Source organism: Comamonas sediminis, assembly GCF_041107495.1.
In the GTDB taxonomy this organism is placed as follows: Bacteria; Pseudomonadota; Gammaproteobacteria; order Burkholderiales; family Burkholderiaceae_C; genus Comamonas; species Comamonas sediminis.
This window is the reverse complement of the sequence record NZ_JBGBDC010000007.1, coordinates 54,390-69,216: the sequence shown is the minus strand read 5'-3', so window position 1 is coordinate 69,216 and position 14,827 is coordinate 54,390. Positions and strand designations below refer to the sequence as shown.

The 14,827-nt window shown below is 58.0% G+C and carries 7 protein-coding genes; all 7 read right to left on the bottom strand.

What is annotated here, in order from left to right:
* Positions 1-52: 52 nt before the first annotated feature.
* The 7 genes from AB7A72_RS16350 to AB7A72_RS16320 all read right to left on the bottom strand — a co-directional run bounded on the left by AB7A72_RS16350 (position 53) and on the right by AB7A72_RS16320 (position 14,786).
* Positions 53-508 (bottom strand): hypothetical protein, encoded by a 456-nt coding sequence (locus AB7A72_RS16350; protein WP_369460589.1) that lies wholly within the window; start codon positions 506-508, stop codon positions 53-55.
* Positions 490-837, bottom strand: coding sequence for an Imm8 family immunity protein (locus AB7A72_RS16345; RefSeq protein WP_369460588.1), 348 nt, complete (start codon positions 835-837; stop codon positions 490-492). The genes AB7A72_RS16350 and AB7A72_RS16345 overlap by 19 nt, the downstream gene beginning before the upstream one ends.
* Positions 838-1,029: 192 nt before the next feature.
* Complete coding sequence (locus AB7A72_RS16340) at positions 1,030-1,296, bottom strand: hypothetical protein (protein WP_369460587.1); 267 nt, start codon at positions 1,294-1,296, stop codon at positions 1,030-1,032.
* 39 nt (positions 1,297-1,335) lie between these two features.
* Positions 1,336-1,881: a DUF2247 family protein gene (locus AB7A72_RS16335; protein WP_369460586.1), complete on the bottom strand. Its 546-nt coding sequence runs from the start codon at positions 1,879-1,881 to the stop codon at positions 1,336-1,338.
* A gap of 145 nt (positions 1,882-2,026) precedes the next feature.
* Positions 2,027-2,557, bottom strand: coding sequence for a hypothetical protein (locus tag AB7A72_RS16330; protein ID WP_369460585.1), 531 nt, complete (start codon positions 2,555-2,557; stop codon positions 2,027-2,029).
* A 186-nt stretch (positions 2,558-2,743) separates the two neighbouring features.
* A complete protein-coding gene (locus tag AB7A72_RS16325) occupies positions 2,744-3,208 on the bottom strand; it encodes a hypothetical protein (protein WP_369460584.1) in 465 nt (154 codons plus the stop codon).
* A 28-nt stretch (positions 3,209-3,236) separates the two neighbouring features.
* Complete coding sequence (locus AB7A72_RS16320) at positions 3,237-14,786, bottom strand: hemagglutinin repeat-containing protein (protein WP_369460583.1); 11,550 nt, start codon at positions 14,784-14,786, stop codon at positions 3,237-3,239.
* Between the last annotated feature and the right edge of the window lie 41 nt (positions 14,787-14,827).

Sequence of the window (14,827 nt, the reverse complement as noted above, 5' to 3'; positions counted from 1 at the left end):
CAATCGATACTCAGTCGATGCAATTCACATCACCCCTTAAAAGCCTCACTTTTCAATATCCTTCATATTTATTTTCATCTATAGGTACAAACATTCCACGCTCTATCAAAACAACCCAACCTTCGGAATTATCAAAAAATTTCAGACTTAAAACATCGTACTGATCTTTACCTCTATCCTGCAGTTGAATCATTGCATTGCAGTGTTGCGCAACCGAACCCCCACCAAAAACAGGAAATCTGGCATTTATATCGCGATTGTCAAATTCATTAATAAATCCAGAAGCTTCAAATATTGGCTCACTAAAAGTTAGATAAAAGTCGCCGTTAATCATTACCTTGCAAACACAAGGCACATCAGTTAAGCCAGCTGTTTTCTTAGCAAAGAAATTATCTGGAAGATTTATATTCAATCTCATAGACTCTTGGATCAATTTTGAGCAAAATAGATTACCAATAAAAATTATTAGCTCTAGCAAACTTACAGCTTTTAATTCTCGAACTCCCAAGAAAAATGCCGTGATAAAGCTTGAACCGATTCATCCCAGCTTGACCTTTGAGAATCTGCAACAATTTCAAATAGCTTTTTCTTTATAAGTTGAAAATCAAATTCTTCAACAAGAATCATATTTCTCAAAGAAAATATATGCTCAGCGGAAATTTTGTGCGAAAGCCATGCAACTGTACAAACGCCTACTTGAAATAAATGCGACCCATCTGAATCTTTTAGACCAATCGACAAAGTCAGCCAGAGGCAAAAATTACGTGGATTTTCAGGAATGAAACGATCAAGATCTATTGAACCAAAATCAATTCCTTTAATAATAATTTCATTCATCTAATCACCACATTTATGCTAGAAGAGTCGTGAACCGCAATTGAATTTAATCAATATATCTATGGATTTTTAATAATATATTCAGCAATCCACACAGGATCGTATCTGACATCAAGCCTCAATCGATTTAGTATTTCCGTCCATTCCCATGCAACATGCTCATATGTTCCGCGTCGGTCTTCGCCCGAATTTTCATATCGCCTTTTCATCTGGATATTTATTGAATGCCTCTTCGCAGCGAGCGCAGAAAATATTAAAGTAATCCTTATCAGCGTAACTCAGCTCAAGGCCTTCAATTCCCCATTCTTGGTAGCAAGCTTCTTGGCACACTAACTCCGGAGGTCTAAACACTGCCTTAGTACGATTAAATATATTATTAAAAACAAATCTATTTGTTATCCAAAATCTATTATCCAGATCAATGCTCTCATCAAAATTTGTCCATATATGCTGACTCATTTTCTTTGATCATTTAAAGCTTACGCACATTATAAAATTTCAATTTTCAGCTGAATCGCTTGAATTTTTCAAGGCAGTCAGTTCAATTTTTATCCAATCGACATGCTCTCTAATGACTTTCTTATAATTCACGTCGGAGTGGTAATCATGCTCAGGCAAATTATTTAAATGTATATTTATTGAAGATGGAACATCCGATGGCCATCCCCAGCTAGACCAAAATTCTGAAATTTTTATCAAACCATACACTGGAGAAGAATCTAGATCCTCAATGACTTCTTCCACGGCCACGGCGCGCCATATTCGCATTGCTCTTTCCATATTCAAACTCTGGACATTACAAATTTGCTCCAGCTGAGAAATTATTTCCGAAGTAGATAAATTTCTGCTGTCTGATAAATTAGCGATCAGATGGAACAAAGGATGGTCTATCGAAACTTCTTCAATTTTTAAAAGAGCATAATTTTCTACGCAAGAAGAAGGGAGACGGTCTAATTGACTAGGTATACCAACAACTCCTTGGCGCACTACGGCCCAATCAACTAAGCCGTATTTACTGATTCGTTCGTAAATAATTTTCATCATGGTTTTATCGGTATTCCGTTAATAGACCCATTTGCCACAAACATTCTATGAGTAACTCCACCCAAATTAGGATCGACTATCCACTCAAATCTTCCGGGAACACCATTATATGAGCCGCTGACTTGATATAAGAGAGAACCATTATTCAATGGAAACTTAGTCGCATCATTGGCATAATTATCAACAATATTTGGGAAACCATGCGCGACAGGATTATGAGGAAATTCTTGATTAGCATAAGGACCATTTGGTTTGGAGTCATATATTGGAATTGGTTTTCCGTTATCGTCGATAACTTGCTGGTTAGAGCGCTGATCAACTTTGTTTCCACTTCCTTTGCCTTTTCACCTTGCCCAACCCTCCTCTCATCCAATACATCATTATTTATTTCTCTTTCTTCAGCTCGTTGATTTGATTTATCCAAATTCGCATTAGGCGCCTTGTCATTCAGAACCGGTCCATTTGGATTTTCACGAATCCGACGCAGAGCTGCGATCTCATCTTCAACCTTGCTGGTGCTTCCGTTGTTAGCTACTGGAACTGCCGCATCCTCAACCTTGCTGGAGCTTCCATTGCTAGCTACTGGAGCTGCTCCCTCCTCAGCCACCTGAGCAGGCTTTTTGACACCGCCTTTGCCGGAAGAAGGCTTCCGATTGACAGCGCTCCCGAACATCATTGCATCAGCAAATTCGTTCCCTGAGGCGGCAGCCTGAAGCTGTTGATAAGCGTCTCAGTACTCGGTATTTTGCGTTTTATCGTACAAAAATGCGAGATTGCTTTTACCCAAGCTGGCTACCTACTTGATGTTGTTATCCGCAGCATCAATTTTCAGGCTGAGTTCAGCGCGTAAATATCATAGCATTCATAGCATATTGTTGTAATCGTACATATATTCCTCGTACTCGGAAGTGGTCCATATGTGACCGTCTAGCTTGTCAACCATTGCTAGACCTCCAGCGACGTCCCCCTGAAAAGAGTTAGGAACCAGATCAAAAACCCAAATAACAGGTGGCACCCTAAACTCATCAAATGAAAATTTAACGCTTGAGTTTAGTGAAGAGGCATACTTTTTAGCTAGACCTAAAGCGACCTCTCGCGCAATAGTGGCCCCATCTCTATAATCAACTGGGGCACTGAAACAGGTAATTCCCTCACGTCTTAAATCCAATATTACTGGGATTAATTTGACTCTATCTACATTTATACTTAAAAATCCTTCATAATATTTATTTTCGTCGAATACAAAATTTTTATCAAACAGGTTGATAAATCTCAATTTTTCATTTTTCACTGCACAACAAAGGTATATATCACATTTTTTCTGCACAATATACTCTCCAAAATCAATTTCATATCTAGGGACGAATCACAACACTCTTACCGGTGAGAACATTTCTTAAGGCTTCGGCAGGAATAGAATAGCTTGACCCTGTTCCCAGCGGCCAAGGGTCACGTATATTAGCCATCCCTCCCTTCACCGAGTCTACGACTATGGCATGAATCCCCCCGGTTTCAGTTCTTACGTTGACGATCACAGATGCTCCATTTCTTGCAGAAGCAGAGATAGATTCAACTGTCGAGAATGCAGAGTATTCTGCTTTGCCATTGAATCCTAGATTTTTCAACCCCGCTGGAATGTTTGCAAGCGAAGTTCCGCTGCTATCAGTCAATATGGCACTTCTGATATAGGCTTCAGGTGTATCTGCTAGATTAGCAGCCATTCTGCAACTAGCTGCCGCGCATGAGAAATCAAAAGATTGTCCTAAGGTAGGTCCAGTTGGCGTATAAGGAATGCGCTCTACATTTGTGAATAGTCCTTCACCGTTTCCAGCAACCTCTCGATTTACCACAATCTTGCCTGCACCTCTTGCTCCGGCAACGACCTGAATCGCCCCTCTCACTAGCCCGTAAAGCAAAAGGGCAGCTTCGTCTGGTCCAAATCCCGGAGAAAGCGCTTCTGCTTTTAATAAAGCCGAATGTTTAGCTGCGTTTAGGATTTCATCGTCACAGACCTGAGGGCCGGTACAACCAAGCGACTTCAACTCCCCTTCTAGATAACTAACGACTTGCCAACAATCTCCAGTGCAGTTCGCAGCTAAATTATTGATATCCTTATCTCGTGACGCATTTAAGTTGTTCCACTTGGCTAAGTCACTGCATGCACTATCGCTTCCACCGTTATAGCATTCGCTTTCTGATTCATTTCTCTTCTTACGCTCGTCGTGTTTAAGATAATTATTTTCAGTCGCATCCCTAGCCAACTGTCCGGATGCCGCCGTGGTCTGTGCATCACCACCAGCGGTGCGGCTCACCACGGTGCCCAGCACCGCAGAGCCCAACTTCATCAGCTCGTTGAACTCAGGTGTGCCTCTCACATAGCCTAAGTCCTCCAGATAATCGCCCATCACGCCCACGGCCAACTCATTCGCTGCGCCCGTCAGCAAGCCAACGCCTGCATTACCGCCGCCTAGCGCAACGACTGCCGCGCCCACCATGGCGTGCAATGCCACTTTCTCGGGTGCGCCGTCTTCCCATTTGCCTGCAGAGATATCCCCAACCGCGCCGGTGAGCACCGAGCCCACCTGGTTGGCGATCAGCAGGTTCTCCTGCGCCTCCCTCTGATTCGCCTCGATCTGCTGGGCTTGCACCAAGGTCAGGCGGTTGGTCAGGCCCTGGTCTGCCGTCTCCGGGTCGCGCTGCGTCAACGTGGCCACTGCCTGGGCACTGCTGCCATCGGCGTCTTGGCCGGTGATGGTGACCTTGCCGGGGCTGATAACGCTTTGGGTTTGGCTGCGGTCGCTGCCCGCTTCTGGCAGGCCAGCCAAGGCAGCGGTGCCGCCCAGCAGGTTGCTGGTGGCGTTGGCTGCAGCGGTGGCCAGCGCACTGCCGCCGCCATAGCTCAGGCCGATGCTGCTGGCGCTGACATGGGTGTCCTGCGTATTGGTCAGGTCGCTAAAGGTCAGGCTTTGTGTTTGCAGCTGGTTTTTGTCCGGCTCTGCAGTGCTGGTGATGGCGCCACCAATCAGGTGGGTGTTGCCGCCTACCTTGATGTCGTAGCCACCTTCACCGGCGGAGATACCGCTTTGCCCCACCGCGCTTTGGTAGTTGTGGTTCAGCTCGGTGCGGCTGACGTTGACGCTGCCGGTCACTGGGTTGCCATAGCAGATGGGCGGTATGCACAGGCTGACGTTAAAGCCCGAGCTGCTTTGCTGCATCTCGTAGGTGGTCTTGTCTTGCAAGGTTTCGATGGTGAGGTTGCCCCCCACATCGACCGACACTTGCTTGCCCGCCACTTGCGCGCCGCGCAGTTCCGTGTCGCCACCCGATTTGATGCTCAGGCGGTTGCCGGCAATGATTTGCGTGTTGTCGTTTACGGTCTCCGTGCCATTGCCACGGTTGCGCGATTGGCCGTAGTTGGCCTGGAAGCTCACCCCGCTTTGCTCGCCCAGCGCCACCGTTACACCCAGGCCGCCGCCCGAGCTGCTGCTGCTGCTTTGCACCGCTTGGGTGTTTTGAACGGCCAGCAGGTGGATGTTCTTGGCGGCATCGAGCGCAATGTTCTCTGCCTGCAGCTTGGCACCGTGGGTGGTGATGTCGCCTTCGTTGGCAGTGATGTCGATGTTGGACGCCTGGACGTTGGTGCCGCGCTGCGTGGTGCTGCTTTGGCTGCTGTCCTGGCGGCTTTCGCTATAGCTGAGCGAGACGCTCACGCCAAAGCGGGTGGCATTGGGATCGATCGCTTTGCCGTCGCCGCCCCTATCGATCACCGCTTGCGCGGCATCCCGCTCGCTGTTTGCGCCGTTCAAGCTGTACTTGTAGGCGTCATAACCAGCTTTGAGGGCGTTGGCCCCTGCCAGGCGCTCGGAGCCGCTGCGGGCGCTTTGCAGCGCTGCATCAGCCGTGTTGATGACCGCGCCCAGCATGCCCGCAGGGCGTGCGCCCACCACCAGGCTCTTGCTGCGCAGATGGTCTTCGCTCTCGTGCGTGGTCTCTACGGCCTGCAGGTCTACCGCATTGCCGCTGATGCTGACGCGCTCCTTGGCCAACAGGTCGGCGCCTTGGGTAGTCACATTGCCTTGGCCGGTGCCTTTGTACTGCTCGTCGGTGCCGGCGCGCAGGGTCAGGTTGCCTTCGTTGGCGCTCAACACGCTGGTGGTGCCTACGCCCAGCCGGTCCTTGCCGTTTTGATCGGTAGTCGTGTGGCTGAGCAGCGTGAAATTGGCAGACAAGCCTGGCAACAGGCCAATGCCGCTGCTACGGCTGCTCGATGTGTACTCACTGTTCTGGGTATCACGCGCAGCGGTGATGTTGATGTTGCGCCCGGCCTTGACATCGATGTCCCGGTCGGCAATCACCTGGCTCGCCTGGATGGTGGCATCGCGCCCGGCTTGCATCTGGATGTCGCCACCCTGGATGCGCGAGCCCACGTTGATGGTCTGGCTGGAGCTGCCCGTGCCCTTGGCGCTGCTGGTACCTACCGACACGCCAGACATGAAACTGGCTGACAGGCCCGAGCGCTTGTGCGTCTCTTCATGCGACTCTTGCAGGCTGCCCTGGCCGGGCACGATGAGGATGTCGCGGCCAGCGTTCAAGGTGGCCTTGTCGCTGGCACTGATGTCGGAGCCCTGGATCCTGATATCGCCGCTGCCCGCGACCAGCTTGCCGTCTTCGCCCACCTGGCCGGCTTGCAGCAGCACGTTCTTGCCGCTGACCTGCGAGCCGACCGTGGCGACGGTGTCGGTGATCGATTGCGAGGTACTGGTCTTCTTGCTCAAGAAGCCGCTGGTCTTTTTGTACTCGGCCTCAAACTCGTGGCTTTCAGTGTGCTGGTCCAGCACGTTGATGTTGTTTCCGGCAATCAGCGACACATCGCCCAGGGCCACCACGGTGGCACCCTTGAGGTTGATGTTGCCGTCGCCCGCGCTTCTGTCCACCACGGTGGGCTTCTTAGCAATCGGGTCGCCCGCCTCGCCAGTGCCGGTGCTGGGGTTTTCTGCCACAGGCTGGGGTTTGCCGGTGGCGCTGATGACGATGTTGCGCCCGGCGCTGATCTCGCCACCAGCCAAGGTTTCCTGGCTGGTTTGGCGTGCGTGGTCATAGCCCTTGCGGTGCGCCTCGTCGCTGGTGGTAACCCGCTCCTTGCTGGATTCGACCGTGACGTTGTTGCCCAGCAAGACCAGGTCTTGCTTGGCCGACACATTGGAGCCGATAACGTTCACATCGCCCTTGGCAACGATCTTGACGTCACCCTCGCTGCTCGATACCGCCGCGCTGTGCTGGGTGACTGCCGTGCTTTGGCTCGCCGTTTGGGTGATGACAAAGTTGCCTTGCTGGCCGCTGCTGGTGGTGGTGCTGGTCGCTTGCAGCGCCTGCAGATCCACCTTGCCGCTGGCCGATACGGTCACGCCCTGCTTGCCTTCAATCCGGCTACCCGCCAGCAGCACATTGCCACTGCCCTTGCTGGTATCGCCCTCGGCAGTATTGGCAATCACCGCCACCTTGCCGCCCGCCGTCACCGTGCCCCCACTGTAGCTTTCGCTGTTCGTGGTGCTGGTCTGGCTATCGGTCACGCGGCCGTCTACCGTGCGGCTTTGCGCCTGCTCGGTCACGGTGGTGTCGCGCGCGGCGCGCACCGTCACCTCGGCGCCTCGCAGCAGCACATCCTGGCCGGCGTTGATGCTGCCGCCGGTGATGGCGAGCTTGCCGCCGGCTGCAATGGCAACACTGCCGTCCGCACTGTCAATGGTGGTGCCCACGCTGGTGGTGGCAGTGCTGGCGCTGGTCTGGCGGCTGTCGATAACGGCGATGCCTTCTACAAAGGTATCGCTGCCCGTGGCGCTGTTGTTCCAGGCCTGGTACTCACGGCTGTTTTTATCGGCTTGGGTGGTCTGAGTCGTCTGCTTGACACCCAGGTTGACGTTGCCGCCTGCATTGATGCCCACGCCCTGTTTACCCACCACCTTGCTGGCGATCAGGTCCACATCGCCACCGGCATCCAGCACAAACTTGCCGGCATCGCTGATGAACTGGCCTTCGGTCGCCGAGATATTGCCATCCGCCTTCAAGAAGCCGCCGTTGCTGGCAACGATGCGGCCCCGGTTGTTGCTGATGTCGCCCTGGATGTCGGTGACCAGGGTGCCGGCCTGGATCAGGCCGTTGTCGTTGTTCAGGTACTTGCCGTTGAGGCTGGCGGTGCCGCCTGCGCTGATGCTGGCGCCAAAGTTGTCGATACCCTGCGCGGCATTGATGATCAGCTGGTTGGTGACATCGAGCCGGCCGTGGTTGATGAACTGGCCGCTCAGGTTGAGCTGCAGGTCATTGGCGCTGAGGCCGCCGGGCACCACGCGCAGCTGGCTCCAGTCGCTCCATTGGGGGCTAAAGCCCGCGCCCATCAGCACGGCCACCGCGCCTTGCGGGGTTTGGAAGATGGGGTCACGGAGGTTCAGGCCGCGCTCTGGCGTGGTGGGCGCGGGGCCATCCCCATTGCCTGCCACCGGCGTGCCGGCAGAGCCGGTATCGCCTGCGCCCGCGTTGTTGCCAGCGCCCGCACCTGCACCGCTGGTGTCAGTGCCCTCGCCATCGCTGTACTTGATGGCCTGGGCGTTCTCTACCGCCAGGGGCTTGATGACGCCGGTGGTCGTGCCTGAGCCCTCACCCGCCTGGGCATTGCCCGCATCCACCTGCGTGTTTTGCGCATCGGTGATCAGCGGCAAACCGGTAGCCGGGTCAATCGGTGGTTTGATGGTGATGTCACCACCGTTGATGATGAGGCTGTCGCCCACGATGGTGCCGATGTCCGGACCGGTCAAGGTCAGTTCGGTGGCACCACCGCTGGTATCTACGCGCGGCTTGGAGATAGAGGTGCCCGTCATCTGCACGGTATCGCCGTTGGCGTCCTGGCCCTCCCACACCACGGTCTGGTCGATGTTGAGCTGGTTGGCGGAGAAGGTACCGCTCACCTGCGCATCGGAGGCGATATTGTCCAGATGGCCCGTGAAGGTGCCGCCAATGTAGAGCTGCGCGCGGTTGGCCACATCGGTGTAGCTGATCACCTGCGCACCCGTCAGGCCCGCCGGTGGTGCATCCACTGCATAGGCGCCCTGGCTGATGTCTGGCGTACCTGCGCGGTCGCGCGTGCCCGTGGCTTCGTTGCGGATACTGCCATCGGCATTGCCGGCGATAGCCACCGTGCCCTGGTTGTGCAAGGTGCCGGTCCAGCGCACGTCCTGGCTGGCGACGTTCCAGCTTTCGCCCGCGCCCACGGAGATACCGCCCACGTTCAGGTCCAAGCTACCCAGGGCCACCAGCGCATTGCCGGCGGGGGCATAGGTGCCAGCCATCGTGAGGCTGGCATCTTGCAAGCTGCCCACGGTGCCGCCGGCGTTGCTGTAGCCGCCGGCCTGGATGTCGAGGTTTTCTCCGGCAATCACCACGCCGGTGGCGGCATTGCTGAAGCCTCCGGTGGTCTCGATGCTGATGGTGCTGGGGGGACCGTTTTGGCCGTAGACAATGCCCGCGTTGCTGAACGACTCGCCCTTGATGGCGATGTTCTCGGCCAGCAGCTTGCCGTCCTTACCGTTGGATACCGCTCCCGCTGCGGTCAAGGCCAGATCGCCGCTGGCGACGATGCTGCCCTGGTTGGCAATGGCGCCGCTGGTGGTGGTGATCTGCACATTGCCGGCCTGGGCCAGCAACGTGCCATCGTTGCTGACCGAGCCTGCGGTGATCTGCACGCTTTGGCCCAGCACCTTGCCTGCCACATCGGCGCTGGGCGCGGTGTTGGCAAAGGCGCCGGTGGTGGTGATCTGCACCGCATCGGCCGCTTGCAGCTGGCCGCTGTTTTGCAGCGATGCGCCAGTCACTGTCAGGTTACCGCCTGCCGAGATGATGCCCGAGACAGCTGCGCCGCCGGCACCGCCCGAGGTGTAGGGGTCGTTGGTGCTGCGCTCGTTGTTCAGCGCGCTGTTGATGGTGATGTCAGTGCCCGCATGGATGACACCTTGGTTGTGGGTGGTGCCCGTATTGATGCTGAGCGTGGTGCCGGCAGACACCGTGCCAGGCTTCTGGCTGTACTCATAGCTATCGGGGGTGCTGCAGCCACCGGGCAGCGCGCAGCTCTTGCTCTCTTGCAGGCGGTTCTCAAACGAGCCACCGCTGATCTGCATGGCACCCGATGACTGGATCTGGCCGCCATTGCTGATGCTGCCGCCCGAGATGGACACCGTGCCGCCCGTGATGCTGCCGTCATTGCTGGTATTGCCGCCGCCCACCGTGAGGCTGCTGCCCGCGCTGACAGCGCCGCTGTTGCTGAGCCCACCGCTGATGTCGATGCTGTTGGCAGTGATTTCGCCGGCATTGCTGGTGCTGCCCAGCGATGCGCTTTGCGCGCCGACTTTGCCGCTGTTGTCCAACGCGGCCATGGTCAGCGTGTTGGCGGCAATCTCCCCGCTGTTGCTGCTGCTGCCGGTCACGCCCAGCTGGTTTTGGATGTAGACGTTACCCTGGTTGGCCAGGCCTGCATCAATGCTGGCGTTCTGCGCCACCACGGTGCCGCTGTTGGACAGGGTGCCGCCTGCGTAGTGCAGGTCTTGCCCGGCCTGGATGGTGCCCGCCGATTGCGTGCCCGATGCCGATTGCAGGCGGATGTCCTGCGCAGCGCTCAAGGTGCCGCGCTGGCCCAGGCGCGTGCCGCCCGAGGCCTGCAGATCCAAAGTGCCAGCGGTGGCAATGCCGCCCTGGCTGGCCAGGTTGCTGTCGATATTGCGGGCGCGGATGCTGATGTCGCCCTGCGATTGCAGCGTGCCTTCGTTGACCAGATCGCCCGTCGTGTCGATATTCACCGCCTGGCCAAAGGTCATGTTGCCCTGGTTCAGGATGTGGCCGGTATCGGCCTTCAGATCGGCCTGGCCGAGCAGCAGACTGTCGCCCAGAAAGTTCAGATCCTTGTGCGCATGGCCGCTGAAGTCGCCAGCCACCTGCAGCTGGTCCTCAAAGCTGATGCTGCCTGCATTGCTGCTGGCTTGCAGGTTGCCCATGATGGCCGCAGGACCGGCAATAGCGATGTCTTGCTGCGCCTGCAAGCTGGCATCGCCTTGGGTGGCGAGTTGACCGCCGAGTGCAATGGCGCCGGCGCTGCTGCGCAAATCTACCGACTGGGCCAGCACATGGCCGCCCACCTGAATGCCTTGCTGCGCATCGACCAGGGCATGGCCCTGGGTGCCCAGCATGCCACCCACTTGCAGCGCGCCTGCCGTGCTGCTGATCTGCATGCCGTTGTTGGCCAGCAGATCGCCGCCTACTTGCAGGCCGCCTTGTGCATTGGCCACAAGCTGGTCGGTGACCTGCAGGTTGCCCGCCACGCGCTGCGCGCCTGCGCTTTGCAGTTGGGCGTTGCCGATGACCAGTGCATCGCCATCCACCACAATATCGCCACCGGCTTGCGCCTGCAGGCCCGCGCCTGCTGCCAGCGACCCGGCCTGGATGTTGCCACCCGCCAGCACATCGGCATGGCCTTGCACGGCCATCTCGCCGCTGACCGCATGGTCCTGGCCCGCACGGCCTACGTAGTCGCCACCGGTTTGCAGGCTGGCCAGTTGCACGGAGCCGTCCGCATCAATCGACGCCAAGGCGCCGCCCGCCACACCTGCCACCACCTGGCCGGCCGCAATATTGCCGCCTGCGCGCATATCCAATGCGCCAGCGGTGCCCACCTGGCCGCCCACGGTCGTGTTGCCCGCCACCGATTCGGTGGTGATGGCGCTGGCCATCAGGTTCTGGGCAATGCGAATGTCTTGCTGGGCTTGCAGCTGGGCTGCGCCAGTGACCTGCACATCTTGCACATCAATGTTGCCCGCAGCCAGGCTGGCGTTGCCACCCGATGCCACGGTGTTGGCAGTGAGACTGCCACCCACTTGGGCTTGCAGGCCTTGCTCGGCAATCAGGTCGCCGTTGATGCGGGTGTCGCCACCGCTTTGCAACGCCACCTGGCCTGCGGATTGCAAGGAGCCTGCCACCTGGGTAGCGCCTTCCGACTGCAGGGTGAGATCACTCACGGACGCGATGCCCGCGCCGCTGGTGATGTCGCCTGTGCTGGCCGTGATGGTGGCCGCTCCGCCCGATTGCAGACCCTGGCCCAAGGTGACGGTGCTGCCCTGCACGGTGGCGCCTTGCGCGCCATACACAGCGCCGCCTACATCGACCTTGCCGCCGGTGCTGGCCAAGCGGGCACTTCCGCCCGATGCCACTTCACCGGCAATGGCGATGTCGCCTGCGGCCTGGGTGTTGATATCGCCGTGGGCGAGCAGCGATTGGGCGCTGACACCAGCGTTTTGCGAGGTCAGCGTGGCGTTGCCGCCGGCACTGGCGCCACCAGCCACTTGCAGCGACTGCGCTGCGTTGAGGCTGAGGTTGCCGCCTGCCGAGGCATTGGCCAGTTGCACATCCGCCTGGCTGGATGCAACGGCCACGTTGCGGCCCGCACCCAGGTCGCCCGCGACATGGATGCGGTCTTGGGCGTTGACCGACAGATCGCGCGCTGCCAACAAGGACTGCGCCGTGACGGGGCCGGCCGTGGCGGTGATGGAGACATCGCCACCGGCCTGCACGTTTTGCACCTCGGTATGGGTCTGGCTTTGCAGGCTGACGGAGCCATTGGAGAACACATCTTGCGCGCTGATGCCGCCTTGGCTGCTGGAGAGCGCCACATTGCCGTTGGCACGCACCTCGCTGCCCAGCTGCAGCTGGTCAGTTGCAGCAATGGTGACGGCGCCTTGGCCCAGCACCGGGCCCGCCACGTTGACGTTGTGGCCCTGGATGCTGACGTTGTTGCCCTGCAGGCCTTGCGTGGCGCTGAAGTCGCCCTGTGCGCGCCAGTTTTGTGAGCCGGCCGAGTTGGCCTGCCCATTGAGCGTGATATTGCCGCCCGCGGTGCCATTGATACCGCCACCGGCAGTCAAGGTATTGCCCACCTGCAGGTGGTTGCCTGCATTCAGGTTGATGCTGCCGCCGCTATTGACGGTGTTGTTGATGGCGATGTCGCCACCCGCGTTGACGCCAAAGCCCCCGCCGGTGCTTACTGCGCCATCAAAGCGCGCATCACCGCCGGTGTTGAGCCCGAAGCTGCCCGAGACATTGACCTGGCCGGTGTTGTGGAAGGACTGGCTGACATTCAGATTCAAGTCACCACGCGCATTGAGGTTGCCGTCCGCGCCGCCCAGGTTCAATTGCTGGGCCGTCACATCCGTTTGGCCGGCGTCGATGTCGCCACCCAGGGTGACTTCGCCGCCATCGACCTGCAGGCGCTGGCCCACAGTGGTGTTGCCTTGCAGGTCGACGCTTTGCACGCCGGACAGCTGCATGTTCTGGCCCACGGTGAGTTCGCCGGAGCTGCGCACGTTGGACGCCGTGACCTGCGCATCGCGGTTGACCTGAACACGGCCGAACAGCGCAGCATCGCCCCCCGTCTGCATCTGCAGGTTGCCGCCAATGGTGGCGTCGCCCGCGATGGACGCGCCATCGCGCGCCTGGATGCTGACATCGCCACCGCCCTGGAAGGCGCCGGCCACGCTGACCGTGTTGCCGCGCAGCTGGGTGTTGCCCGCAATCTGGCTGGCCTCGGTGCGAGACTCGAGGCGCACCGCCTGCGCAGCCTGCACCTTCAGATCGCCTGCGGTGACCAGAGGGCCTTGGGCGCTGACGCTGCCCTGGCTGCTGCTCAGCGCAATCTGCTGGTTGCCCCGTGCTGGCCCGGCGAGCAAGACGCCTTCGTTACCGCTGACTTGCAGCTGCTCATTGGCCGCTACGTTGCCGCCTGCCACCACAAAGCCATCGGCATTGATGCGGATGTTGCGCGAGGCTGCGACATCGCCGGTGTTGATCCGGCCCGCGCTGCGGATGTCGACATCCTCCTGGTAGGCCAGCAGGGGGCCGCGCAGGTTGACACCCATGCCGGCATCGGTGGAGACCACGGTGATGCGGCCAGCCGTCATCGCACCCAGGGCGCTGGCATCAATGGCCACGGTGGTGCCTGGTGCGGCAGCGGTGCCAGCGATCAATGCATTGGCATCGGCCGTCTGCGTGGCGGCGTTGGGCGATTTGCCGGCCCTCAGGTTGATGCTGGAGAGTCCCGGGTTCAGGTAGTGCGCGCGCAAAGGTCCGTTGATGCGCAGCAGCTCGCCCACCAGATCGATCTGGCCGACGGTGCCTTCCACACCCCGCCCATCGATGCTGACCTGGCCGCCTTGCACGTTGTAGCCAATGCCCGAGGCCAGATCAAAATTGCTGGAGGCGCCGTTGACATCCTGCAAGGTGATGCTGCCGGTGCTGAACGAGAGGCGCGGTGTATTGACGACACCGCAGCCATTGCAGCTGATGCCGCTGGGATTGGCGATGATCACCGCCGCAGGGTTGCCGAACACTTCGACGGTGCCGTTGATCTGGCTGGGGCTGCCTTGGACCGTGACCTCGTTGACGATGGTGTTGGCCGTGCCATTGCTCAAATTTGGGTTGGCGCCCGCCCTGCCACCCAGCAGCGGCGTGCCGCCAATCTGGCTGTTGTTGAGCACCACACCGGCTTGCGGCACATCAAAGCGCTGGTACTGGTTGAGTGACAGGCCGGCCGCATTGGGCGTGGTGATGTTGATGAGGGACGCACCGCTGGACAGCGACTCGACACCGGGCTGAAACGCCATGGGCGCGCGCGGATCGGCAATTGGCGCCATCGCAGGAAGGGCAGGCGCAGGCGGCTGCGGTGGTGTTTGCGCATACGCGGGCGAGAGCACACCCAGGCTGGCTTGCGTCAGCACATGGGCCCACATCACCGTGGCAGCAATGCGCTTCTTGCCCCGGTCGCTGAAGACCCGAGTGGCCTGGGCCTTTTGCTGCTCGTTCTTGTTTCTCTCACTCATCACCACACTCCTGTCGCCAAAGGCGCTGCGGCACAGCCACT

What these genes read in the sequence shown, in the direction of transcription:
- AB7A72_RS16320 (WP_369460583.1), bottom strand. Translation starts at nt 14,786, where the DNA reads ATGAGTGAGAGAAACAAGAACGAGCAGCAAAAGGCCCAGGCCACTCGG.
- AB7A72_RS16330 (WP_369460585.1), bottom strand. Translation starts at nt 2,557, where the DNA reads ATGATGTTCGGGAGCGCTGTCAATCGGAAGCCTTCTTCCGGCAAAGGC.
- AB7A72_RS16345 (WP_369460588.1), bottom strand. Translation starts at nt 837, where the DNA reads ATGAATGAAATTATTATTAAAGGAATTGATTTTGGTTCAATAGATCTT.
- AB7A72_RS16335 (WP_369460586.1), bottom strand. Translation starts at nt 1,881, where the DNA reads ATGATGAAAATTATTTACGAACGAATCAGTAAATACGGCTTAGTTGAT.
- AB7A72_RS16340 (WP_369460587.1), bottom strand. Translation starts at nt 1,296, where the DNA reads ATGAGTCAGCATATATGGACAAATTTTGATGAGAGCATTGATCTGGAT.